Raw genomic sequence first — 24,222 nt, 5'->3', positions numbered from 1 at the left:
GGGTGGCTGGTCGTTGCTTGAGAACTGCACAGTGGACGCGAGCATCTGTGGCCAAGTTTTTAAGGGCGCACGGTGGATGCCTTGGCACCAGGAACCGATGAAGGACGTGGGAGGCCACGATAGGCCCCGGGGAGCTGTCAACCGAGCTTTGATCCGGGGGTGTCCGAATGGGGAAACCCGGCAGTCGTCATGGGCTGTCACCCGCTGCTGAACACATAGGCAGTGTGGAGGGAACGCGGGGAAGTGAAACATCTCAGTACCCGCAGGAAGAGAAAACAACCGTGATTCCGGGAGTAGTGGCGAGCGAAACCGGATGAGGCCAAACCGTATGTGTGTGATACCCGGCAGGGGTTGCGCATGCGGGGTTGTGGGATCTCTTTTTCATAGTCTGCCGGCTGTGAGACGAGTCAGAAACCGTTGATGTAGGCGAAGGACATGCGAAAGGTCCGGCGTAGAGGGTAAGACCCCCGTAGCTGAAACATTGACGGCTCGTTTAAGAGACACCCAAGTAGCACGGGGCCCGAGAAATCCCGTGTGAATCTGGCGGGACCACCCGCTAAGCCTAAATATTCCCTGGTGACCGATAGCGGATAGTACCGTGAGGGAATGGTGAAAAGTACCGCGGGAGCGGAGTGAAATAGTACCTGAAACCGTGTGCCTACAAGCCGTGGGAGCGTCGCGCATCGAGCTTGCTCGGTGCGTCGTGACTGCGTGCCTTTTGAAGAATGAGCCTGCGAGTTTGCGGTATGTTGCGAGGTTAACCCGTGTGGGGAAGCCGTAGCGAAAGCGAGTCCGAATAGGGCGTTTGAGTAGCGTGCCCAAGACCCGAAGCGGAGTGATCTAGCCATGGGCAGGTTGAAGCGGAGGTAAGACTTCGTGGAGGACCGAACCCACCAGGGTTGAAAACCTGGGGGATGACCTGTGGTTAGGGGTGAAAGGCCAATCAAACTCCGTGATAGCTGGTTCTCCCCGAAATGCATTTAGGTGCAGCGTCGTGTGTTTCTTGCCGGAGGTAGAGCACTGGATAGGCGATGGGCCCTACCGGGTTACTGACCTTAGCCAAACTCCGAATGCCGGTAAGTGAGAGCGCGGCAGTGAGACTGTGGGGGATAAGCTCCATGGTCGAGAGGGAAACAGCCCAGAGCATCGACTAAGGCCCCTAAGCGTACGCTAAGTGGGAAAGGATGTGGAGTCGCAGAGACAACCAGGAGGTTGGCTTAGAAGCAGCCACCCTTGAAAGAGTGCGTAATAGCTCACTGGTCAAGTGATTCCGCGCCGACAATGTAGCGGGGCTCAAGCGTACCGCCGAAGTCGTGTCATTGCAGTATGTACCCCCAACGGGGACTGTGATGGGTAGGGGAGCGTCGTGTGCCGGGTGAAGCAGCCGCGGAAGCGAGTTGTGGACGGTTCACGAGTGAGAATGCAGGCATGAGTAGCGATACACACGTGAGAAACGTGTGCGCCGATTGACTAAGGGTTCCTGGGTCAAGCTGATCTGCCCAGGGTAAGTCGGGACCTAAGGCGAGGCCGACAGGCGTAGTCGATGGACAACCGGTTGATATTCCGGTACCCGCTTTGAAACGCCCAATATCGAATCAGGCGATGCTAAGTCCGTGAAGCCGCCCTGGAGTCTTCGGACAAAGGGGAGTGGTGGAGCCGACGAACCAGACTTGTAGTAGGTAAGCGATGGGGTGACGCAGGAAGGTAGTCCAGCCCGGGCGGTGGTAGTCCCGGGGTAAGGGTGTAGGCCGTGTGATAGGCAAATCCGTCACACATTAAGGCTGAGACCTGATGCCGAGCCGATTGTGGTGAAGTGGATGATCCTATGCTGTCGAGAAAAGCCTCTAGCGAGTTTCATGGCGGCCCGTACCCTAAACCGACTCAGGTGGTCAGGTAGAGAATACCGAGGCGTTCGGGTGAACTATGGTTAAGGAACTCGGCAAAATGCCCCCGTAACTTCGGGAGAAGGGGGGCCATGTCTGGTGAGGGAACTTGCTTCCTGAGCTGGGTGTGGCCGCAGAGACCAGCGAGAAGCGACTGTTTACTAAAAACACAGGTCCGTGCGAAGCCGTAAGGCGATGTATACGGACTGACGCCTGCCCGGTGCTGGAACGTTAAGGGGACCGGTTAGCTCCATTTCGGTGGGGCGAAGCTGAGAACTTAAGCGCCAGTAAACGGCGGTGGTAACTATAACCATCCTAAGGTAGCGAAATTCCTTGTCGGGTAAGTTCCGACCTGCACGAATGGCGTAACGACTTCTCGACTGTCTCAACCATAGGCCCGGTGAAATTGCACTACGAGTAAAGATGCTCGTTTCGCGCAGCAGGACGGAAAGACCCCGGGACCTTTACTATAGCTTGATATTGGTGTTCGGTTCGGCTTGTGTAGGATAGGTGGGAGACTGTGAAGCATGCACGCCAGTGTGTGTGGAGTCGTCGTTGAAATACCACTCTGGTCGTGCTGGATGTCTAACCTGGGTCCGTGATCCGGATCAGGGACAGTGTCTGGTGGGTAGTTTAACTGGGGCGGTTGCCTCCTAAAGGGTAACGGAGGCGCCCAAAGGTTCCCTCAGCCTGGTTGGCAATCAGGTGTTGAGTGTAAGTGCACAAGGGAGCTTGACTGTGAGACCGACGGGTCGAGCAGGGACGAAAGTCGGGACTAGTGATCCGGCGGTGGCTTGTGGAAGCGCCGTCGCTCAACGGATAAAAGGTACCCCGGGGATAACAGGCTGATCTTCCCCAAGAGTCCATATCGACGGGATGGTTTGGCACCTCGATGTCGGCTCGTCGCATCCTGGGGCTGGAGTCGGTCCCAAGGGTTGGGCTGTTCGCCCATTAAAGCGGTACGCGAGCTGGGTTTAGAACGTCGTGAGACAGTTCGGTCCCTATCCGCTGTGCGCGTAGGAGTCTTGAGAAGGGCTGTCCCTAGTACGAGAGGACCGGGACGGACGAACCTCTGGTGTGCCAGTTGTCCTGCCAAGGGCATGGCTGGTTGGCTACGTTCGGGAGGGATAACCGCTGAAAGCATCTAAGCGGGAAGCCTGCTTCGAGATGAGGACTCCCACCCACTTGATGGGGTAAGGCTCCCAGTAGACGACTGGGTTGATAGGCCAGGTGTGGAAGACCGGTAACGGTTGGAGCTGACTGGTACTAATAGGCCGAGGGCTTGTCCTCAGTTGCTCGCGTCCACTGTGTAGGTTCTGAAGTAACGACCTGTGATTTTGCCGGGTTGGTTAACTTCATAGTGTTTCGGTGGTCATAGCGTTAGGGAAACGCCCGGTTACATTCCGAACCCGGAAGCTAAGCCTTTCAGCGCCGATGGTACTGCAGGGGGGACCCTGTGGGAGAGTAGGACGCCGCCGAACAATTATTCAGAAAGCCCTGGTGGGAACCATGTTCCCGCCAGGGCTTTCTTGCGTTTACAGGCCCTCACGGGCGTACACGCCTCTGCGTCCCCTCCCAGGCCGTTTTCACGACGGCCGTCAACAGCCCGATGACGACACCCTCGAAGAGGTTCGTCACCGCGACGGCCGCGGCCGTCGCCATCAGCACGGCGACGTCACCCCGGTGGTCCGGCCACAGCGGTCCCGGTTCGTTTCGCGGAAGTGACTTCCACCCGGCGTGGGCGAGCACACCCGCCAGCGCCGCCAGCGGGACGAAATCCAGGACCCACGGCAGCAGCGTGGCGAAGACGAGCAGCCATGCCGCGTGCAACGGCCACAGGGAACGGTCCACCGCGGGGCGTTGCCCACGCGACGCGACGCCACCCCGGAACAGCGAATCCGCTGAGGCGACCAGAGCGAAGGCCAGCACCGCCCCCAGCGTTCCGAGTTCCCCCAGCCGCTCGAAGTCGTCGTCGCCCGGTGGCCTGACCATGTCGAGCAGTCCCCCGACGCGGACCCGGTCGACCGGCAGCCCCAGCACGTACGAACCGGCCGCGGCCAGGGCGACCGCCGCCAGCGGTGCCGGCACCAGCCGGGCGCCGGCCGTCCAGCGGGGCCAGAGGGCCACCGCCGCCGCGGCACCGGCGACCACCGTGTACGTGGCGATCGCGACCGGCGAAGTGAGCGCGAGGATGAACATCGTGACCAGGCCGCCCAGCTTCTCGAGGCCGCCGGCGGGGGTGTTGGCGCCCGCGACCACGTTCACGTCCACGCCCGCACCCATGTCCACGGTCATGCCCGGAGCCCAGTCCGCGCCCAGGCCGGCGCCCAGTCCCGCGGTCCCGTGCGCGTCCGCGTCGAGGAGCCCGTACAACTGGCCGACGAACAACAGCAGTCCGATGCCGAGGAGCACGCCCTTCGCCACCGCGACGGCGACCGACCGGAACCAGCGGCCCATGCGCAGCAGGCCCGTCGCCGTCTGGATCAGGACGGTGGCGAGCACGAGGACGGCGAGCCCCTTGAGTCCGTACTCCCGCACGGTCTCGTGCACCAGCAGGGTCAGTCCGGCCGCCGGGCCGGTGACCCGCAGGCTGCTGCCCGGCAGCAGGCCGGTGAGGAACCCGCCGACGATGCCCGCGACCAGCCCGAGTTCGACCGGCGTGCCGGTGGCGACGGCGACGCCGACGGACAGGGGCACCGCTATGAAGAAGACGACGAGTGCGGCGGCGAAGTCGGCCGCGTGGGCGTGTCGCAGGGTGTTCCGGAGGTTGGCCCGCAGGTCGACGCGGGCGACAACGTTGCCAAGGGACCGGGCGTGGCGGAAAGGACTTTTCGGCATGAGGCTGGCCTCCAGCGCGGCGGGGCGCGCGCAGCGATACGACGAGGATCGAGGATCGTTGCCTGACAGGTGAGTGGAGAACGGGCGGGCGGATCGGGTCTGCCCGGACGGGCCACGTGCCTTGCGCGGTCAGCCGGTACGGACGGAAGTGGACACGGACGCTGGGTGGGCACGGCGCTGTGGCCGGGCATCGGCGTGGACGCCGGCACGAATCCGGGTACGGCTGATCGCCGCCCCTCCCTCCGGCACCGAGCCGTTCATCACTCGACCATATTCTGGCCAAGTGGCGCGGATGTTTGCCGAGTTGATCTGTAACCACCATGTAAACGCGGGGGCGGCCGGGAGGAGCACACGGTTCCGGTCACCCCGGCGGACGCCCGCGCGGGCGTTCGAGCCGAGGCGCCCCCGCGTGCCGGCGAGCACCAGCTTTCCGAGCTGTGGACAAGAGGCCCTGCCGTCCGGCACGGAATGCGAAGATGGCCCGCACAACGGGCCTCCGCGTGCCGCCGTCGCCGCGTGGTCCCCATGAGTCCCGTCCCCTGCCCCTGCTGAAGCCCAGCGCAAGCCCAGCACAGCGAAAAGGTGAGCCCCGTGGCCCAGAAAGTCGCCGTCCTCGGCACCGGAAAGATCGGCGAGGCCCTCCTCAGCGGCATGATCCGCGCCGGCTGGTCGACCGACGCCCTCATGTGCACCGCCCGCCGCGCCGAGCGCGCCGAGGCGCTCCGCGCCCGCTACGGCGTCGAGGTCGTGTCCAACACCGAGGCCGCCAAGGCCGCCGACACCCTCATCCTGGCCGTCAAGCCCCAGGACATGACGACGCTCCTCGACGAGCTCGCCCCCCACCTGCCGGCCGACCGGCTCGTCATCAGCGCCGCGGCCGGCGTCCCGACCACCCTCTTCGAGGAGCGGCTCCCGGCCGGTACGCCCGTCGTGCGCGTCATGCCGAACACCCCCGTCCTCGTCGACGAGGGCATGTCCGTCATCTCCGCCGGCAGCCATGCCACCGAGGAGCACCTCCTGCGCACGGAGGCGATCTTCAAGCCGGTCGGGAAGACCCTGCGCGTCCCGGAGTCGCAGCAGGACGCGGCCACCGCCCTCTCCGGCTCCGGCCCGGCGTACTTCTACTACCTCGTCGAGGCCATGACCGACGCGGGCATCCTGCTCGGCCTGCCCCGCGACAAGGCCCACGACCTCATCGTCCAGGCCGCCATCGGCGCCGCCGTCATGCTCCGCGACAGCGGGGAGCACCCGGTCAAGCTCCGGGAGGCCGTCACCTCCCCGGCCGGTACGACGATCAACGCGATCCGCGAGCTCGAGAAGCACGGCGTCCGTCACGCCCTCATCGCCGCCCTGGAGGCGGCCCGCGACCGCAGCCGCGAGCTGGCCTCCGGACATGGCTGAGAACGACCGGCGGACACGGCGGGTCAGCCCAGCAGATCCGCCGTCCGCACCACCTTCGCGAAGCCCCCGGCGTGGAGGTTGGTCGCGGTCGCCCGCGCCAGCTCGTCGGCCGTGAGGGAGTGCCCGTCCGGCCCGACCGCGTCGAAGGTGTGCGTCGCGTCGATCGGCACGACCACGTCATAGCCGAGGTTGCCGCCCATCCGGGCCGTCGTCTCCACGCACCAGTTCGTCATCACGCCGACCACGACGATCTGCCGTATGCCGGCCCCGTCCAGCCAGTCGCGCAGGTCCGGGGTGCCGATGAAGGCCGAGTTCACCGTCTTCGTCAGCAGCAGCTCGGGGCCCGTGCCCTTGCCCCGCCGCTGCTCAACGAACGGCTGGAAATCGTTCCCCTCCTGCCCCGGCCGCAGCGGCGAATCCGCCTTGGGCGAGTCGTGCCGTACGAAGACGACCGGCCGGCCCGTCTCCTGCCAGGCGTCGATCAGCTGCGCCATGTTGTCCTCGGCGGCGGGGTTGTCGCGGGGCGGGAAGGACGGGTCGTGCCACGCCTTCTGCACGTCGATGACGAGGAGGGCGGCGTCCGGTGCGATGTCGCCGACGAGCGTGCGGGGAGCGGACGGCGCGGTGCTCTCCGCACCGGCCTCTGCGTTCTCCGCGCTGTTCTCTGCGGTGTTCTGCGAGCTGTTCTCTGCGGTGTTCATGTCCAAGATCCTGCTGGAGGGGCACGGCCCCCGACAGTGGCAGGAGAGCCCGCGTTCGATGGATTGCTGCCAGGCACTGGTACCGCCCGTCATGAGGCCGTGCACCATGGCGGTCATGCAGTCACCCGAGCAGCCGCCCCCGCAGCGCGTGGCCCTGGTCGCCTTCCCCGGCATACGGGCCTTCGACGTCGCCGTCATCGCGGAGGTCTGGGGCGTCGACCGAACCGACCGCGGCGGCCCGCCCTTCGAGCTGCGCCGCTGCGCCCCCGGCCGCGCGCCCGTGGAGATGCCGGGTGGACTGACCCTCACACCGGACCGGGACCTGGACTGGCCGGCCACCGCGGACCTGGTGGTCGTCCCCGGTGTCGAGGACCACCTCGCGCCCGTACCACCGCCCGTACGGGACGCCCTGCGTGACGCGCACGACGCGGGCATCCCCGTCGCCGCGCTGTGCGGAGGCGCCTTCGTCCTCGCCCAGGCCGGACTGCTCGACGGGCGTCGCGCGGTCACGCACTGGAACCTCACGACGCTGCTGTCCGCCACCCATCCCGCCGTCGACGTCGTCCCGGACGCGCTCTTCGTCGAGGACGGCGGCGTCTGGACGGCGGCCGGCGTCGCCGCGGGCATCGACCTCTGCCTCCACCTGGTCCGCACCGTCCACGGCGCGGAGGCGGCGTCGACCATCGCGCGGGCCATGGTCACCGCCCCCTTCCGCACCGGCACACAGGCACAGTTCATCGAGCACCCGGCACCCGCCTCCACGATCGCCGAACGCGACGCCTCCGACGCGCTGGCGTCCGTACGGGAACGGGCGCTCCGCCGGCTGGCCGAACCGCTGACCGTCGCGGACCTGGCCGGCTGGGCCGGCATGTCGCCGCGCTCCTTCGCCCGCCACTTCACCGCGAGCACGGGCACCACCCCCATCCAGTGGCTCCTCGACCAGCGCGTCGCCGCGGCACAGCAGCTCCTCGAACGCACAGGCCTGCCCATGCCCGAGATCGCCCGCCGCTGCGGCTTCGGCAGCGAGGTGACCATGCGCCAGCACTTCGCCGCGCGCCTGGCCACCAGTCCCCGCGACTACCGCCGTGCCTTCCGCGCGGCGGGATGACGGCGGGGGCGGTCTCCGGATAACCGGATAGCCGTGGCGCGGAGGGGAGGACGCCAGGACGACTGCCCTCGGACCCCCGCCCGTGCCTTCGGCCGCGTGCTTCGGCCTCGGCCCCTTCCTTCGCCCCCGTTCCTTCGACCCCGCTCTTCGCCGTCACACAGCTGGCAGCAGACCGATGGCCCGGTACGCGTCGTCGACCGTCGGCCGCGCGAGCCCCCGCGCACGCTCGGCTCCGGCCCGCAGCACCTCGTCCACATGACCGGGATCGGCACACAGCTCCGCATGTCGCTCCCGCACCGGACGCAACAGCTCCACGACGGCGTCAGCCGTGTCCTTCTTCAACGCGCCGTACGAGCTGTAGTTGGCCGCCAGATCCGCGGGCTTGCAGGCGTCACCCCGGCATGCCGCCAGGATCTCCAGGAGGTTCGCGACCCCCGGCTGCGCCTCCCGGTCGTAGACGACCTCACTGCCGCTGTCGGTCACCGCACGCATGATCTTCTTGCGCACGACCTCGGCCTCGTCGAGGAGATAGACGATGCCGGACGTCTCCGCGTGCGACTTGCCCATCTTCGACGTGGGGTCCTGAAGGTCCATGACCCGCGCCGCCACCGTCGGGAGCACGGCCCGCGGCACGGTGAACGTGTGCCCGTACCGCTGGTTGAAGCGCGCGGCCAGATCCCGGGTCAGCTCCACGTGCTGCGCCTGGTCCTCACCCACGGGTACCTCGTCGGCCCCATAGGCGAGGATGTCCGCCGCCATCAGCACCGGATAGGTCAGCAGTGACAGCCGGACGCCGCCGCCGACGGCACGTTCCCGAGCGGCCTTCTCCTTGTACTGGATCATCCGTCGCATCTCGCCGTCGGTGGCCGTGCACTCGAGGATGTACGCCAGACGGGTGTGCTCGTCCACGTGGCTCTGTACGAACAGAGTGCAGCGCTCCGGGTCGAGCCCGGCCGCCAGGAGCAGCGTCGCCGCCTGCCGGCTGAGCCTGCGGACGCGGGCGGGGTCGTGTTCGACGGTCAACGCGTGGAGGTCGACGACGCAGAAGATGGCGTCCCCGCGGTGCTGGTCGGTCTCGACCCACTGGCGCACGGCGCCGAGGTGGTTGCCGAGGGTCAGATGGCCGGTGGGCTTCACGCCGCTGAAGATCCGGGTCATGGGTGCTGCCGCTCCTGGGGAGTGGGACCACCGCCCGGACAGCAGAAACGGCCGCCTAGGCGGCGGCCGTCGGATGCATGCGCAGGTCTCGGGCCGCCCGTCAGGCGGCCCACCACTGCTGGGTGCGCGCATGCTTGGTCACAGGACGACGGTAGCCCGCGAAACCCCCTTGCGCCACGGGTTTGATGGCGCTTACGCGAGCGTGTAGAGTTCTTCGAGTTGCCGCGGCGCCCGCAGGGGTTGCCGGGGCGGCACTTCGAGCCGCACCGGCGGCGTCCACTACTGCACGGCCCTTGAACGGGATGAATTTCGGCATGCCGAAATTCGGACCGGGACTCGATTAGGAGTCACGAGGGAAATCCGCTAAAGTAGTGATCACGCCGGAAGGCGCGAAAAACCCCGCTCCAACAGGGGGCCGGAAACGGAATGCGAACCGGAAACGGAACGGAAAACGGATCTGGTAAGGTTGGGAACAACGAAGGGAAGCGCCCGGAGGAAAGCCCGAGAGGGTGAGTACAAAGGAAGCGTCCGTTCCTTGAGAACTCAACAGCGTGCCAAAAGTCAACGCCAGATATGTTGACACCCCGTCCATCTCGATGGATGAGGTTCCTTTAAAAGTCCTGCCGGGTCCGTATGGATCGGGTAGGCACACACAGCGAGGACGCTGTGAACGACCGGGCTTATTCCGCCTGGTTGTTCCGCTCTCGTGGTGTCGACCCGATTACGGGTAAACATTCACGGAGAGTTTGATCCTGGCTCAGGACGAACGCTGGCGGCGTGCTTAACACATGCAAGTCGAACGATGAAGCCCTTCGGGGTGGATTAGTGGCGAACGGGTGAGTAACACGTGGGCAATCTGCCCTGCACTCTGGGACAAGCCCTGGAAACGGGGTCTAATACCGGATACGACCGCTGACCGCATGGTTGGTGGTGGAAAGCTCCGGCGGTGCAGGATGAGCCCGCGGCCTATCAGCTTGTTGGTGGGGTGATGGCCTACCAAGGCGACGACGGGTAGCCGGCCTGAGAGGGCGACCGGCCACACTGGGACTGAGACACGGCCCAGACTCCTACGGGAGGCAGCAGTGGGGAATATTGCACAATGGGCGAAAGCCTGATGCAGCGACGCCGCGTGAGGGATGACGGCCTTCGGGTTGTAAACCTCTTTCAGCAGGGACGAAGCGAAAGTGACGGTACCTGCAGAAGAAGCGCCGGCTAACTACGTGCCAGCAGCCGCGGTAATACGTAGGGCGCAAGCGTTGTCCGGAATTATTGGGCGTAAAGAGCTCGTAGGCGGCTTGTTGCGTCGGCTGTGAAAGCCCGGGGCTTAACCCCGGGTCTGCATTCGATACGGGCAGGCTAGAGTTCGGTAGGGGAGATCGGAATTCCTGGTGTAGCGGTGAAATGCGCAGATATCAGGAGGAACACCGGTGGCGAAGGCGGATCTCTGGGCCGATACTGACGCTGAGGAGCGAAAGCGTGGGGAGCGAACAGGATTAGATACCCTGGTAGTCCACGCCGTAAACGTTGGGAACTAGGTGTGGGCGACATTCCACGTCGTCCGTGCCGCAGCTAACGCATTAAGTTCCCCGCCTGGGGAGTACGGCCGCAAGGCTAAAACTCAAAGGAATTGACGGGGGCCCGCACAAGCAGCGGAGCATGTGGCTTAATTCGACGCAACGCGAAGAACCTTACCAAGGCTTGACATACACCGGAAACGGCCAGAGATGGTCGCCCCCTTGTGGTCGGTGTACAGGTGGTGCATGGCTGTCGTCAGCTCGTGTCGTGAGATGTTGGGTTAAGTCCCGCAACGAGCGCAACCCTTGTTCTGTGTTGCCAGCATGCCCTTCGGGGTGATGGGGACTCACAGGAGACTGCCGGGGTCAACTCGGAGGAAGGTGGGGACGACGTCAAGTCATCATGCCCCTTATGTCTTGGGCTGCACACGTGCTACAATGGCCGGTACAATGAGCTGCGATACCGCGAGGTGGAGCGAATCTCAAAAAGCCGGTCTCAGTTCGGATTGGGGTCTGCAACTCGACCCCATGAAGTTGGAGTTGCTAGTAATCGCAGATCAGCATTGCTGCGGTGAATACGTTCCCGGGCCTTGTACACACCGCCCGTCACGTCACGAAAGTCGGTAACACCCGAAGCCGGTGGCCCAACCCTTGTGGAGGGAGCCGTCGAAGGTGGGACTGGCGATTGGGACGAAGTCGTAACAAGGTAGCCGTACCGGAAGGTGCGGCTGGATCACCTCCTTTCTAAGGAGCACATAGCCGACTGCAAGCGAATGTCTTGCACGGTTGCTCATGGGTGGAACGTTGACTATTCGGCACAGTTCTTGAGGGTTCACTAGTACTGCTTCGGCGTGGAACGTGAAATTTCTGAGGGGCTGGGTCGGGCACGCTGTTGGGTATCTGAGGGTACGGAACGTAAGTTTCGAACCTTCGCGATGCCGGCCCCAGTGCACTCACTGCTTCGGTGGTGGGGTGATGGGTGGCTGGTCGTTGCTTGAGAACTGCACAGTGGACGCGAGCATCTGTGGCCAAGTTTTTAAGGGCGCACGGTGGATGCCTTGGCACCAGGAACCGATGAAGGACGTGGGAGGCCACGATAGGCCCCGGGGAGCTGTCAACCGAGCTTTGATCCGGGGGTGTCCGAATGGGGAAACCCGGCAGTCGTCATGGGCTGTCACCCGCTGCTGAACACATAGGCAGTGTGGAGGGAACGCGGGGAAGTGAAACATCTCAGTACCCGCAGGAAGAGAAAACAACCGTGATTCCGGGAGTAGTGGCGAGCGAAACCGGATGAGGCCAAACCGTATGTGTGTGATACCCGGCAGGGGTTGCGCATGCGGGGTTGTGGGATCTCTTTTTCATAGTCTGCCGGCTGTGAGACGAGTCAGAAACCGTTGATGTAGGCGAAGGACATGCGAAAGGTCCGGCGTAGAGGGTAAGACCCCCGTAGCTGAAACATTGACGGCTCGTTTAAGAGACACCCAAGTAGCACGGGGCCCGAGAAATCCCGTGTGAATCTGGCGGGACCACCCGCTAAGCCTAAATATTCCCTGGTGACCGATAGCGGATAGTACCGTGAGGGAATGGTGAAAAGTACCGCGGGAGCGGAGTGAAATAGTACCTGAAACCGTGTGCCTACAAGCCGTGGGAGCGTCGCGCATCGAGCTTGCTCGGTGCGTCGTGACTGCGTGCCTTTTGAAGAATGAGCCTGCGAGTTTGCGGTATGTTGCGAGGTTAACCCGTGTGGGGAAGCCGTAGCGAAAGCGAGTCCGAATAGGGCGTTTGAGTAGCGTGCCCAAGACCCGAAGCGGAGTGATCTAGCCATGGGCAGGTTGAAGCGGAGGTAAGACTTCGTGGAGGACCGAACCCACCAGGGTTGAAAACCTGGGGGATGACCTGTGGTTAGGGGTGAAAGGCCAATCAAACTCCGTGATAGCTGGTTCTCCCCGAAATGCATTTAGGTGCAGCGTCGTGTGTTTCTTGCCGGAGGTAGAGCACTGGATAGGCGATGGGCCCTACCGGGTTACTGACCTTAGCCAAACTCCGAATGCCGGTAAGTGAGAGCGCGGCAGTGAGACTGTGGGGGATAAGCTCCATGGTCGAGAGGGAAACAGCCCAGAGCATCGACTAAGGCCCCTAAGCGTACGCTAAGTGGGAAAGGATGTGGAGTCGCAGAGACAACCAGGAGGTTGGCTTAGAAGCAGCCACCCTTGAAAGAGTGCGTAATAGCTCACTGGTCAAGTGATTCCGCGCCGACAATGTAGCGGGGCTCAAGCGTACCGCCGAAGTCGTGTCATTGCAGTATGTACCCCCAACGGGGACTGTGATGGGTAGGGGAGCGTCGTGTGCCGGGTGAAGCAGCCGCGGAAGCGAGTTGTGGACGGTTCACGAGTGAGAATGCAGGCATGAGTAGCGATACACACGTGAGAAACGTGTGCGCCGATTGACTAAGGGTTCCTGGGTCAAGCTGATCTGCCCAGGGTAAGTCGGGACCTAAGGCGAGGCCGACAGGCGTAGTCGATGGACAACCGGTTGATATTCCGGTACCCGCTTTGAAACGCCCAATATCGAATCAGGCGATGCTAAGTCCGTGAAGCCGCCCTGGAGTCTTCGGACAAAGGGGAGTGGTGGAGCCGACGAACCAGACTTGTAGTAGGTAAGCGATGGGGTGACGCAGGAAGGTAGTCCAGCCCGGGCGGTGGTAGTCCCGGGGTAAGGGTGTAGGCCGTGTGATAGGCAAATCCGTCACACATTAAGGCTGAGACCTGATGCCGAGCCGATTGTGGTGAAGTGGATGATCCTATGCTGTCGAGAAAAGCCTCTAGCGAGTTTCATGGCGGCCCGTACCCTAAACCGACTCAGGTGGTCAGGTAGAGAATACCGAGGCGTTCGGGTGAACTATGGTTAAGGAACTCGGCAAAATGCCCCCGTAACTTCGGGAGAAGGGGGGCCATGTCTGGTGAGGGAACTTGCTTCCTGAGCTGGGTGTGGCCGCAGAGACCAGCGAGAAGCGACTGTTTACTAAAAACACAGGTCCGTGCGAAGCCGTAAGGCGATGTATACGGACTGACGCCTGCCCGGTGCTGGAACGTTAAGGGGACCGGTTAGCTCCATTTCGGTGGGGCGAAGCTGAGAACTTAAGCGCCAGTAAACGGCGGTGGTAACTATAACCATCCTAAGGTAGCGAAATTCCTTGTCGGGTAAGTTCCGACCTGCACGAATGGCGTAACGACTTCTCGACTGTCTCAACCATAGGCCCGGTGAAATTGCACTACGAGTAAAGATGCTCGTTTCGCGCAGCAGGACGGAAAGACCCCGGGACCTTTACTATAGCTTGATATTGGTGTTCGGTTCGGCTTGTGTAGGATAGGTGGGAGACTGTGAAGCATGCACGCCAGTGTGTGTGGAGTCGTCGTTGAAATACCACTCTGGTCGTGCTGGATGTCTAACCTGGGTCCGTGATCCGGATCAGGGACAGTGTCTGGTGGGTAGTTTAACTGGGGCGGTTGCCTCCTAAAGGGTAACGGAGGCGCCCAAAGGTTCCCTCAGCCTGGTTGGCAATCAGGTGTTGAGTGTAAGTGCACAAGGGAGCTTGACTGTGAGACCGACGGGTCGAGCAGGGACGAAAGTCGGGACTAGTGATCCGGCGGTGGCTTGTGGAAGCGCCGTCGCTCAACGGATAAAAGGTACCCCGGGGATAACAGGCTGATCTTCCCCAAGAGTCCATATCGACGGGATGGTTTGGCACCTCGATGTCGGCTCGTCGCATCCTGGGGCTGGAGTCGGTCCCAAGGGTTGGGCTGTTCGCCCATTAAAGCGGTACGCGAGCTGGGTTTAGAACGTCGTGAGACAGTTCGGTCCCTATCCGCTGTGCGCGTAGGAGTCTTGAGAAGGGCTGTCCCTAGTACGAGAGGACCGGGACGGACGAACCTCTGGTGTGCCAGTTGTCCTGCCAAGGGCATGGCTGGTTGGCTACGTTCGGGAGGGATAACCGCTGAAAGCATCTAAGCGGGAAGCCTGCTTCGAGATGAGGACTCCCACCCACTTGATGGGGTAAGGCTCCCAGTAGACGACTGGGTTGATAGGCCAGGTGTGGAAGACCGGTAACGGTTGGAGCTGACTGGTACTAATAGGCCGAGGGCTTGTCCTCAGTTGCTCGCGTCCACTGTGTAGGTTCTGAAGTAACGACCTGTGATTTTGCCGGGTTGGTTAACTTCATAGTGTTTCGGTGGTCATAGCGTTAGGGAAACGCCCGGTTACATTCCGAACCCGGAAGCTAAGCCTTTCAGCGCCGATGGTACTGCAGGGGGGACCCTGTGGGAGAGTAGGACGCCGCCGAACAAATTTTGAATGCCGTAGGCCCCGAGTCGAATTGAATTCGACTCGGGGCCTACGGCTTTTTTGCGTTTACCGATAGCGTGGCCGCCATGAGCGGGCGCGCACAGCTGATGTGGGACGAGGCGGTCACCGGCTACAACTTCGGGCCCGGGCACCCCATGGATCCCGTACGCCTTTCGCTGACCATGCGGCTGGTCGAGGCGTTCGGCCTGGACCGCGCGCTGCGTACCGTGGCGGCGCCGGCGGCCGGGGAGTCGACGCTTCGGCTCGTCCACCGGCCCGACTACATCTCCGCCGTGCGGCGGGCGTCTGCCGATCCCCGGTCCGCCGACGGCTCCTACGGCCTCGGCACCCCGGACGACCCCGCGTTCGCCGGCATGCACGAGGCGGCGGCCCTGATCGCGGGTCAGTCGGTGGCCGCCGCCGAGGCGATCTGGCGCGGGGAGGTGCTCCACGCGGTGAACTTCGCCGGCGGCCTGCACCACGCGATGCCCGGCGGCGCCTCCGGCTTCTGTGTGTACAACGACCCTGCCCTCGCCATCGCCCGGCTGCTCGAGCTGGGTGCGGAGCGGGTCGCGTACGTCGACGTGGACGTGCACCATGGGGACGGCGTCCAGGCGGCGTTCTGGGAGGACCCGCGGGTCCTGACCGTCTCGCTGCACGAACACCCCCGCACTCTCTTCCCCCAGACCGGCTGGCCGGAGGAGACGGGCGCCGCGGGCGCGGAGGGCGGCGCGGTGAACGTGGCGCTGCCGGCGGGGACGGGCGACGCCGGATGGCTGCGGGCCTTCCACGCCGTCGTGCCCGAGCTGCTGGCGGCCTTCCGCCCGCAGGTGCTGGTGACGCAGCACGGCGCCGACACCCACTTCGAGGACCCCTTGGCCCACCTGGCCGTCTCCCTCGACGCCCAGCGGCTCGTCGCGGAGGCGTGCCACGCGCTCGCACACGAGCACGCGGAGGGCCGCTGGCTGGCCCTGGGCGGCGGGGGGTACGCGGTCGCGGACGTCGTACCGCGCTCCTGGGCCCACCTCGTGGCGATCGCCGCCGGGCAGCCGGTGGAGCCCGGGTCGCCGATGCCGGAGGAGTGGCGCAGCGAGGTCTACCGGCGGACACGCGAGCTGGGACCGCTTCGCATGACGGACGGTGTGGAGCCGGAGTGGCGGGACTTCTCGTCCGGCGGCTACGACCCCGCCGACCGGCTCGACCAGGCGATCCTGGCGACCCGCCGGTCGGTGTTCCCGGCGCACGGCCTGCTGCCCTGACCGCCCCGCCCCCTGACCGATCGCTTGCCCCTGACCGCCGCGCCCCCTGACCGGCGGCGGCCGCCCCGTTAGCTCACGCGCATGACGGCCCCCTCGAAACCGGCGCGGCCCGCCGCCCCTTCCTGGACCATCGGCCTCGTGACGCCTCCTGACGCCCACGACGCGCCCGCCCCCCGTGTGATCGCCCCCGAGGTCTCCGGGCCGCCCACCCGCCAGGCCCTGCGCGCCCACCTCCTGGCGGCCCGGCTCGCCGGCGCCGTGGCGACGCCGCGGGAGCGGAGCCTGGTGCGGTACCGGTTGTTCGCGGCCCGGGACCCCCGGGTGACCCTCGGTCTGGAGCCGGAATCTGACTGGCGCTTCGCCGATTTGTTGCGTCTGATGGGGCAGAAGTGTGGAGTTTCAGCCGATCCCAAGGACACTTCAGGGCAGGATGTGATCGACCCCGATCGCACGCTCGCGGCACTCGATGCCTTCGCCGACCGCCTCGCGACGGTGGCCGCGACGGGGGCGCCGGTGCTTTTCGGAACGGGCCACCCGGGCCCGCTCCTGGGCTTCTACGCCGCCTTGGCCGAGGGTCTGTCGGCAGGGGGGTGCGGTGTCCTCACCCCGGCGCAGGGTCGAAGTGTCGACATAACGACCCGGTTTGGCGTACGTCACTACAACCTTGACTACGTCCGAGGAGTCGCGATGGTGCGCGAACCCGGCGCACGGGACCACCGGAGTGAGCCGGGCGCACATACGCATTCTCCGCTCCCGGTTCGGGTCGCGCTGGCGGCTGCGGCGGAGGCCGGGGAAGGCCTTCCGGCCTTGGTGGTGGGCGACCACGGATGGGTCTGCGGGGCAGGTCAACTGGGCATTGAGGCGATCGGGCTGGCCGATTCTGACGACCCCTCACTCTTCGTCGGAGAGGCCGAGGGGCGAGTGTCCGTCGTCGTTCCGCTTGATGACACTGTGCGGTCTGATTACTACCGACCGCTTACTCGCTATGTACTCAATCGAGCGTGTCTGTCACAGTAGGCGGCCGATGGCTGCTCCTCTTCCCCACTCGCATCACCCGCCCCTAATCTGGGGAGTGAGCGCGCAGCGACGAGGAGTCACCGGAGGGGAAGCCGGTGCGCGTCATGTGCGGAAGGTTCAGGTGTGTCATGGCTGCTGGCGAAAGGCCTCTCAACGAGGTCGTGTTCCTGACCGTGGCGGAAGTCGCCGCGGTGATGCGTGTGTCCAAGATGACCGTGTACCGACTGGTGCACAGCGGTCATCTGCCGGCGATCCGGGTGGGAAGGTCGTTCCGGGTCCCAGAGCAAGCGGTGCACGAGTACCTCCGAGAGTCCTACGTGGGGGTGGAAACAGCCTGACGGGGGCCCTGGATTACGCTGATCGCCCGGTGCCGGGTAGGCTGGCCCGATGTAGGTCGTGTGGGCTCGGACGCCCCGCACCGAGTGAATCGATGTAAGCGAGGGTAGTCGTGGGCTCTGTTATCAAGAAGCGGCGCAAGCGGATGGCCAAGAAGAAGCACCGCAAGCTGCTCAAGCGCACGCGCGTTCAGCGTCGCAACAAGAAGTAGGCAGCACGCGTCGCAGTGCTCGTCCCGCAGCCCTCTCACCGTCATGGTGGGAGGGCTGCGGTGCGTTGCGGTGAGTGAATCTCTCGTCACGGCTTGAAATGACGCCCGACCCACCCGGCGGTCATCACAGTGCAACAACGACCCGCTACGGTGGCCGCGAGACGGCACCGCCCGCCGAGCGGAGCGCTCGTGCCGGGTGAGGGTGGGAAGGAAGGCGCTGATCTTGGGCAAGGTCGTGCTCGTCACCGGAGTCGCACGGCAACTGGGCGGTCGTTTCGTGCGCCGCATCCAGCGCGAGCCCGACGTCGACAGAGTCATCGGGGTGGACGCGGTGCCACCCGCGCACCATCTCGGCGGGGCCGAATTCATACGGGCGGACATCCGCCACCCGGCCATCGGCAGGGTGCTGGCCGGCGAGGCCGTCGACACGGTCGTGCACATGGACGTCAACGGCACCCCCCTGGGCAAGCGCGGCAGCCGGGCCACGGTCAAGGAGACCAACGTCATCGGCACCATGCAGCTCCTCGGTGCCTGCCAGAAGACGCCGTCCGTGAAGCGACTCGTGATCAAGTCGAGCACCAACGTCTACGGGTCCGCGCCCCGTGACCCCGCGATCTTCACGGAGAGCACCCCGCCCAAGTCGCTGCCCAGCGGAGGCTTCGCCAAGGACGTCGTCGAGGTCGAGGGGTACGTGCGCGGCTTCGCCCGGCGCCGGCCCGACGTGGCGGTGTGCGTCCTGCGCTTCGCGAACGTTCTGGGGCCCTGTGCCGACTCGCCGCTCGCGGAGTACTTCTCCCTGCCCGTCCTGCCCACCGTCCTCGGCTTCGACCCGCGCCTGCAGTTCGTCCACGAGGACGACGCCATCGAGGTGCTGCGGATCGCCACCGGTGAGCCCGCCAGGGGCACGCTCAACAGCGGGACGTTCAACATCGCGGGCGACGGCGTGCTGCTGCTCTCACAGGCCGCCAGGCGCCTCGGGCGCCCCACTCTCCCCTTCTTCCTGCCGACCGTCACCTGGGTCGGGTCCGCGCTGCGGTCGGTCGGGGCCCTGGACTTCTCACCCGAGCAGATCCGTCTCCTCACCCACGGCCGCGTTGTGGAGACCGCGCAGATGCGCGAGACCCTGGGCTTCCACCCCCGCTACACCACCTCGGAGGCCTTCGCGGACTACGTCCGCAGCCGCGGCGCCGGGCTGCTGCCGCCCGAGACCCTCGCCCGTACCGTCGACCGGATCGCCGCGCTGATGCCTGCCGGCCGCGGCCAGAACTGAGGAGCGCACGCACCATGGCCGATGCGAAGGTCATTCCGTTCGGCGAGGAACCCCGCTCCAAGAGGCGCTCCAAGCGCACGGCCCGCGGCCCCGCGAACCGGACGCCGGCGCCCCTCGCGCCCGTGCCGGCGCAGCGTGACGAGGGCCGGCAGCGGCCCACCGCCCCCGCCGTGCCGGAGCAGGATCAGGGCGGCCGGGCGGCGGCGGGGGAGGAGAGCGGCGGCTGGGAGCGGAAGGTGGCCCACGGGCTCAACTTCCTGCGGCGGCGGATCACCGGCGAGTACGACGTCGACGACTTCGGGTACGACCCGGAGCTCACCGACCAGGTGATCATGTCCGTCCTGCGGCCCTTCAAGGAGAAGTACTTCCGGGTCGAGGTGAAGGGCATCGAGAACATCCCGGAGAAGGGGGCGGCGCTGATCGTCGCCAACCACTCCGGCACGCTGCCCGTCGACGGCCTGATGCTCCAGGTCGCGGTGCACGACCACCATCCAGCCGGGCGCAACGTGCGGATGCTGGCCGCGGACCTCGTCTTCGTGCTGCCGCTCGTCAACGAGCTGTCTCGCAAGCTCGGGCACACCCTCGCCTGCGCCGAGGACGCGCAGAAGCTGCTGGAGCGCGGCGAGGTGGTGGGGGTGATGCCGGAGGGCTTCAAGGGGATCGGGAAGCCGTTCTCGGAGCGGTACAAGCTCCAGCGCTTCGGCCGTGGCGGCTTCGTGCAGACGGCACTGCGTGCCGGGGCGCCGATCGTGCCGTGCTCGATCGTCGGGGCCGAGGAGATCTATCCGATGATCGGCAACTCCCGGACGGTCGCGCGGCTGCTCGGCATTCCCTACTTCCCGCTGACGCCCAGCTTCCCCTGGCTCGGTCCGCTGGGACTGGTGCCGCTGCCGACGAAGTGGACGATCCAGTTCGGAGAGCCGATCCCCACGGACGGCTATCCGGAGGAGGCGGCGGACGATCCGATGCTGATGTTCAACCTCACGGACCAGGTTCGGGAAACGATTCAGCACACGCTCTACAAGCTGCTGGTGCAGCGACGCTCGGTGTTCTTCTGAGCCTTTCACAGCAGCTCGACACGGCAGTGCGACACGGCCGCCGGGCGTTCTGAAGCGGAGAAGGCGGAGACGACGGAAAGGGGTGGGGCGAGAGCCGGACCGGCTCTCGCCCCACCCCTTTCCGCGTGCGTCGTCCTACCTGTCGTCTTCCCCGTGGATGCCGAGCCCGGGAAGGATGTCCGGGAGCAGCGGCGGGATGGTGATGTCCGGCTTGTTGGACGGCTTGCCGTCCTTGCCGTGCGAACGGTCCTGGCCGGAGCCGTCGGCGCTGGGCGGCGGCTGGAGCAGGCCCGTACCGCCCAGGAGGCCCTCGCGCTCGCCCTGCCCGCCCGTCGAGGACTGCGACGGCTTGCCGCTGGGCTTGCCGTCGGCCGTGGACGGGGCGTGCGGGGTGGGCGCGGAGCGTCCGCCGTGGCCGCCCGGGGAGCTCTGCGGGGAGGCGCCCGGGCGGTTGGTGGAGCCGTGCTTGCCGCCCTTGTCGTGGAGCAGGGAGCGCAGCGGCTCGACGTCATCGTCTATGGCGGCGAAGACCGAGGTGACCTGCTCGCCCACGTCGTGGAGCTGGACGGGCAGCTTCTCGCGCAGCCGGCTCCAGCCCTCTCGGTGCGAGGAGGTGAAGGACGACAGCAGGCGCATCGCGCCGAGCGAGCCGTCGCGCTCGTAGACGCCGTGGAGCAGGCGGTGGCCCTCCTCGGCGTCGTGACGCATGCCGGAGAGGGTCCTGCGGATCTCGGTCACGGACTCGTGGTCGAGCGGGCCGGAGCGGCCGCGCTCCATCAGCCGGCGGGCCTCCTGGAGCCGCGTGGAGGCCTGGTCGAGGAAGAGCCTGCCCCGGGCGGAGTCGCCGTCGGCCATGCCGAGCTTGAGGTCCTCCATGCCGCGCTTGACCGGGTAGAGCGTGTCCCCGGGGAGGGCGTTGGAGCTCGCCGCGGCGACGCCGCCGAACGCGCCCGCCGCCACGCCCACCGTGAGGCCGCCGGCCGCGAGCCCCTTGGACCAGCGGGAGCGCGGCCTGAGCCGGCTCAGGGGTCCCGCCCGGTGGGCCCCTCGCCCGGATCGCTGCTCGGGGACGGCGGCCCCTCCGGCGAACTGGGCCTCCATGGCGGCGATCAGCTGCGCCCGCTGCACGGTTTTGACCTCGGGGTCCAGCTCAGGTGCCGGCAGCGCGCCGAGTCCGCTCGCCAGGGACAGTAGCCGTCCCTGTTCGGCTTCAGCCGCCGATGGGCTGGACTGTGCGGCCGCAGCACCCTGGACTTCCTGGTCCTCCAGGGCCTGGGCGAAGGCGTTCGCCCGCCGGTGCGCCGATACGTTCGCGATCACAGGCGGCACCTCCTCTCGTCATGACGGTCGACTCCCCAGGGCACATGAGGGTTGCACGCCTTGAGAGCATCCACTCGATCGAGTGAGTGAATACAGGCATGACGCGGCATCGGGAAGTCTGCACCCCGGACAACGAGCGGCGCGCCAGTCGGGTTACGCGGCTGAGAGCAGCTGCCCGCCGGTGAGTGAAACCCGGCGGAAAAGCAGCGCTCGGTCAGCGGGCGTCGTCCGGAAGCAGTCTTGCGAGGGTGCGTACGGCTCGGTACTGGAGGGTCTTGATCGCGCCCTCGTTCTTGCCCATCACCCGGGCAGTCTCCGCGACGGAGAGGCCCTGCAGGAAGCGCAGGGTGACGCATTCCTGCTGCTGGGGGTTGAGCTTGCGGACCGCCTCCAACAGGGCGGCGTTGGAAAGGGATTCGAGGACGGAGTCCTCCGGGCTGCGCTCCACCTCGTTGGCGTCGAGCATCTCGCCCGTGGTCACTTCGAGGCGGAACCTCGACGACTTGAAGTGGTCGGCGACCAGGTTGCGCGCGATGGTCACCAGCCAGGCGCCGAAGTCACGGCCCTGCCAGGTGAAGGTGCCGATGCGGCGCAGCGCGCGCAGGAACGTCTCGCTGGTCAGGTCCTCGGCCGTGGCCCGGCCGCCGACGCGGTAGTAGATGTAGCGGTAGACGGTGTCGGCGTACTGGTCGTAGAGCCTGCCGAACGCCTCGGACTCGCCCGCTTGGGCGCGCTCGACCAGGTCGAGCATGCGGGCGCTGTCGCTGTCGGCGCTGGGACGGCGGGTGGTCGTGGCGGCCGCGCCCGCGCCGGCTCCGCGGCGGGCGCGTCTGCCGACGGTCGCGGAACTCTCGGCGAGGGCGTAGCAGGGGCCGGCGGGTCCGCCCACTGCGGCAGGGGCGAGCATGGCGAGGGCGGGGACGGCGTACGCGGTGGGGACGAAGCCACGCAGACGGTCGAGGACCGCTGCGCGCAGCGTAGCCAGGCCCGAGGCGTCAACCCCGACGTGTGGGTACACGGGACTCCCAGAGGCAGAGCTTCCATCACGTGCAGTGCGGGACCATTCACTCGTCGTAGGGACAAGCGGGTACCGGCTTGCGTCTGAGGAGAATAACCCTTCGTACAGGCAGCGCTACACCGAGTTGCTCAAATCATCGTTTCCGTTCGATCTCCGGCTGATTGATGTCCGATCAAATATCGAACTTCTAGCGGAAGTTGACCGGGTTTGGTGATGGTGTGGCCGATTGGGCAGCGTGTTGTGGCAATCCGGGCACGCCAGGACTGGCGGGGGCCATGTGGGGGTATGACAACAGGATTGCCTGTGCGGCCCGTTCGGTTACGGGCTGTGGCGAGGAGGCGCGCCGGACGTGTCGCCCGTTCCGGTGATGGGGGGCGTCGGGCGCGGGTCAGCGCCGGCGGCGGTGGAGGGCGATCGCGGCGGCCGTGCCGCCCGCCAGCGCGCCCACTCCGGCGGCGGCCGGGATGCCGACCTTGGCCGCCTTGCGGCCCGTGCGGTAGTCGCGCAGCCGCCAGCCGTGTTCGCGCGCGTGCTTGCGCAGCCTGCCGTCGGGGTTCACCGCGTAGGGGTGGCCCACGAGCGAGAGCATCGGGATGTCGTTGGCGGAGTCGCTGTAGGCCGCGCAGCGCGTCAGGTCCAGGCCCTCGGCGACGGCCAGCGCCCGCACCGCCTCGGCCTTGGCCGGGCCGTGCAGCAGCTCGCCGACCAGGCGGCCGGTGTAGACCCCGCCGATCGACTCGGCGACCGTGCCGAGGGCGCCCGTGAGCCCCAGCCGGCGGGCGATGATCGTCGCCGTCTCCACCGGGGCGGCCGTCACCAGCCACACCTTCTGCCCGGCGTCCAGGTGCGCCTGGGCGAGGGCGCGGGTGCCGGCCCAGATGCGCTCGGCCATGTACTCGTCGTAGATCTCCTCGCCGATGGTCATCAGCTCGGAGACGCGGTGGCCCTTGACGATCGACAGGACGCTGTCGCGGGCCTCCTGCATGTGCTCGGGGTCCTCGATGCCGGCCAGCCGGAACCACGCCTGCTGCCAGGCGAAGCGCGCGAGCTCGCGCTTGCCGAAGAACTGCCGCTTGTAGAGGCCGCGGCCGAAGTGGAAGATCGCGGCGCCCTGCATGACCGTGTTGTCGAGGTCGAAGAAGGCGGCGGCCTTCTCGTCGCCGGCGACGGGGAACTCCTCTTCCCTCTCCCGGGCCTCCTCGGGCGCGGTCGCCTGGGCGTCCTCGTTCTCCTGAACGGACTTGCGGGCTGCCTCCGCCGCCGCCTCGCCGGCCAGCACGCTGCGTGCCGTGGCGGGGCGCCTGCGCGGGGTGAGCCATCCGAGTGCGGCCATGCCGCGAGCATAGCCAGTTTGTTCGGGGTAACCGGAAGCCGGGACGGTGCGATGGCGTGAACTCTGCGCGTCGACCCGGAGCGCCGCGGCGGCCGGGGGTCCCGCCCGGGCCTCAGCCGCCGAGCGCCTTGCGCAGGCGGTCGGGGTCCACCCGCCAGAAGTCGTGCTGGGCGCCGTCGATCAAGACGACCGGAATCTGCTCCCAGTACATGCGGTGGAGATCCGCGTCCTGGGTGATGTCCTTCTTCTCCCAGCGCGCGCCCGTCTCCTCGCACACCGTCGCGATGACGGCCTCGGCGTCGTCACACAGGTGGCATCCGGGCTTGCCGATCAGCGTGACCACGCTGTCGGCGGGGTTCTTGCGGGCGCTACGGCGCAGGAGCGGGCTCATATCCGCCATTGTGCCGGGACCGCGGGCGGTGCCGCGGGGGGTGGCCGGAGGTTTTCGAGGGCCCG

15 protein-coding genes and 5 rRNA genes are annotated in these 24,222 nt (G+C 66.2%); 13 read left to right on the top strand and 7 right to left on the bottom strand.

Annotation, left to right across the window (positions count from 1 at the left end; genetic code table 11):
- Positions 1–49: 49 nt before the first annotated feature.
- Together CYQ11_RS14220 and rrf (CYQ11_RS14215) are read left to right on the top strand one after the other, a co-directional pair.
- Positions 50–3,173 (top strand): 23S ribosomal RNA (locus tag CYQ11_RS14220).
- A 74-nt stretch (positions 3,174–3,247) separates the two neighbouring features.
- Positions 3,248–3,364: ribosomal RNA gene (gene rrf, locus CYQ11_RS14215) — 5S ribosomal RNA — on the top strand.
- A 64-nt stretch (positions 3,365–3,428) separates the two neighbouring features.
- Here rrf (CYQ11_RS14215) and CYQ11_RS14210 read toward each other — a convergent pair.
- On the bottom strand, positions 3,429–4,721 hold the full coding sequence (locus CYQ11_RS14210) for a SulP family inorganic anion transporter (protein WP_099200907.1): 1,293 nt from the start codon (positions 4,719–4,721) through the stop codon (positions 3,429–3,431).
- A gap of 591 nt (positions 4,722–5,312) precedes the next feature.
- Between CYQ11_RS14210 and proC the strand changes: the two genes are divergently transcribed.
- The gene (gene proC / locus CYQ11_RS14205; RefSeq protein ID WP_099200908.1) at positions 5,313–6,122 is read left to right on the top strand and encodes a pyrroline-5-carboxylate reductase; all 810 of its coding nucleotides are present in this window, start codon (positions 5,313–5,315) and stop codon (positions 6,120–6,122) included.
- A gap of 23 nt (positions 6,123–6,145) precedes the next feature.
- Here proC and CYQ11_RS14200 read toward each other — a convergent pair whose 3' ends face one another.
- Positions 6,146–6,823 (bottom strand): cysteine hydrolase family protein, encoded by a 678-nt coding sequence (locus CYQ11_RS14200; RefSeq protein WP_099200909.1) that lies wholly within the window; start codon positions 6,821–6,823, stop codon positions 6,146–6,148.
- 115 nt (positions 6,824–6,938) lie between these two features.
- Here CYQ11_RS14200 and CYQ11_RS14195 point away from each other — a divergent pair, with 115 nt between their 5' ends.
- Positions 6,939–7,931 (top strand): GlxA family transcriptional regulator, encoded by a 993-nt coding sequence (locus CYQ11_RS14195; protein ID WP_099200910.1) that lies wholly within the window; start codon positions 6,939–6,941, stop codon positions 7,929–7,931.
- Between the two features lie 153 nt (positions 7,932–8,084).
- On the opposite strand, the gene trpS is transcribed toward CYQ11_RS14195, so the two are convergent.
- Entirely contained in the window at positions 8,085–9,089 is a 1,005-nt protein-coding gene (gene trpS / locus CYQ11_RS14190; protein WP_099197536.1) for a tryptophan--tRNA ligase, read from the bottom strand.
- Positions 9,090–9,823: 734 nt separating this feature from the next.
- On the opposite strand from trpS, the gene CYQ11_RS14180 reads away from it, so the two are divergent.
- The 9 genes from CYQ11_RS14180 to CYQ11_RS14140 all read left to right on the top strand — a co-directional run bounded on the left by CYQ11_RS14180 (position 9,824) and on the right by CYQ11_RS14140 (position 20,095).
- Positions 9,824–11,347, top strand: a 16S ribosomal RNA gene (locus CYQ11_RS14180).
- Positions 11,348–11,629: 282 nt separating this feature from the next.
- Positions 11,630–14,753, top strand: a 23S ribosomal RNA gene (locus tag CYQ11_RS14175).
- Positions 14,754–14,827: 74 nt separating this feature from the next.
- Positions 14,828–14,944, top strand: a 5S ribosomal RNA gene (rrf, locus tag CYQ11_RS14170).
- The 16S, 23S and 5S rRNA genes sit together here, the layout of an rRNA operon.
- A gap of 86 nt (positions 14,945–15,030) precedes the next feature.
- Positions 15,031–16,203 (top strand): acetoin utilization protein AcuC, encoded by a 1,173-nt coding sequence (locus CYQ11_RS14165; RefSeq protein WP_099197813.1) that lies wholly within the window; start codon positions 15,031–15,033, stop codon positions 16,201–16,203.
- Positions 16,204–16,383: 180 nt separating this feature from the next.
- Positions 16,384–17,220, top strand: coding sequence for a phosphatase (locus tag CYQ11_RS14160; protein WP_240003180.1), 837 nt, complete (start codon positions 16,384–16,386; stop codon positions 17,218–17,220).
- A 128-nt stretch (positions 17,221–17,348) separates the two neighbouring features.
- Complete coding sequence (locus CYQ11_RS14155) at positions 17,349–17,558, top strand: helix-turn-helix domain-containing protein (RefSeq protein ID WP_067299677.1); 210 nt, start codon at positions 17,349–17,351, stop codon at positions 17,556–17,558.
- A gap of 110 nt (positions 17,559–17,668) precedes the next feature.
- The gene (locus tag CYQ11_RS14150) at positions 17,669–17,767 is read left to right on the top strand and encodes a 30S ribosomal protein bS22 (RefSeq protein WP_003948845.1); all 99 of its coding nucleotides are present in this window, start codon (positions 17,669–17,671) and stop codon (positions 17,765–17,767) included.
- Between the two features lie 223 nt (positions 17,768–17,990).
- Positions 17,991–19,037, top strand: a complete 1,047-nt coding sequence (locus CYQ11_RS14145) for an NAD-dependent epimerase/dehydratase family protein (protein ID WP_099197815.1) — start codon at positions 17,991–17,993, stop codon at positions 19,035–19,037.
- Positions 19,038–19,051: 14 nt separating this feature from the next.
- A complete protein-coding gene (locus tag CYQ11_RS14140; protein WP_099197816.1) occupies positions 19,052–20,095 on the top strand; it encodes a lysophospholipid acyltransferase family protein in 1,044 nt (347 codons plus the stop codon).
- 135 nt (positions 20,096–20,230) lie between these two features.
- Here the strand turns inward: CYQ11_RS14140 and CYQ11_RS14135 are convergent, their stop codons facing one another.
- From CYQ11_RS14135 to CYQ11_RS14120, 4 genes are all read right to left on the bottom strand, one after another.
- Positions 20,231–21,415 carry a DUF5667 domain-containing protein gene (locus CYQ11_RS14135; RefSeq protein WP_099197817.1) on the bottom strand — a complete coding sequence of 395 codons (1,185 nt, stop codon included), beginning with the start codon at positions 21,413–21,415 and terminating at the stop codon, positions 20,231–20,233.
- A gap of 214 nt (positions 21,416–21,629) precedes the next feature.
- Complete coding sequence (locus CYQ11_RS14130; RefSeq protein ID WP_099197818.1) at positions 21,630–22,433, bottom strand: ECF subfamily RNA polymerase sigma factor, BldN family; 804 nt, start codon at positions 22,431–22,433, stop codon at positions 21,630–21,632.
- A 388-nt stretch (positions 22,434–22,821) separates the two neighbouring features.
- Complete coding sequence (locus tag CYQ11_RS14125; protein ID WP_099197819.1) at positions 22,822–23,766, bottom strand: HAD family hydrolase; 945 nt, start codon at positions 23,764–23,766, stop codon at positions 22,822–22,824.
- 112 nt (positions 23,767–23,878) lie between these two features.
- Positions 23,879–24,157, bottom strand: coding sequence for a glutaredoxin family protein (locus CYQ11_RS14120; RefSeq protein WP_099197820.1), 279 nt, complete (start codon positions 24,155–24,157; stop codon positions 23,879–23,881).
- Positions 24,158–24,222: the final 65 nt, after the last annotated feature.

This window comes from Streptomyces cinnamoneus (genome assembly GCF_002939475.1).
Taxonomy (GTDB): Bacteria; Actinomycetota; Actinomycetes; order Streptomycetales; family Streptomycetaceae; genus Streptomyces; species Streptomyces cinnamoneus_A.
Note: the sequence above shows the minus strand (reverse complement) of the source record. Positions and strands in the feature narration are given on the sequence as shown.

Coding starts and splice junctions, on each gene's coding strand:
- CYQ11_RS14155 (WP_067299677.1), top strand. CDS start 17,349: ATGGCTGCTGGCGAAAGGCCTCTCAACGAGGTCGTGTTCCTGACCGTG.
- CYQ11_RS14210 (WP_099200907.1), bottom strand. CDS start 4,721: ATGCCGAAAAGTCCTTTCCGCCACGCCCGGTCCCTTGGCAACGTTGTC.
- CYQ11_RS14195 (WP_099200910.1), top strand. CDS start 6,939: ATGCAGTCACCCGAGCAGCCGCCCCCGCAGCGCGTGGCCCTGGTCGCC.
- CYQ11_RS14125 (WP_099197819.1), bottom strand. CDS start 23,766: ATGGCCGCACTCGGATGGCTCACCCCGCGCAGGCGCCCCGCCACGGCA.
- CYQ11_RS14165 (WP_099197813.1), top strand. CDS start 15,031: ATGAGCGGGCGCGCACAGCTGATGTGGGACGAGGCGGTCACCGGCTAC.
- CYQ11_RS14140 (WP_099197816.1), top strand. CDS start 19,052: ATGGCCGATGCGAAGGTCATTCCGTTCGGCGAGGAACCCCGCTCCAAG.
- CYQ11_RS14120 (WP_099197820.1), bottom strand. CDS start 24,157: ATGAGCCCGCTCCTGCGCCGTAGCGCCCGCAAGAACCCCGCCGACAGC.
- CYQ11_RS14200 (WP_099200909.1), bottom strand. CDS start 6,823: ATGAACACCGCAGAGAACAGCTCGCAGAACACCGCAGAGAACAGCGCG.
- trpS (WP_099197536.1), bottom strand. CDS start 9,089: ATGACCCGGATCTTCAGCGGCGTGAAGCCCACCGGCCATCTGACCCTC.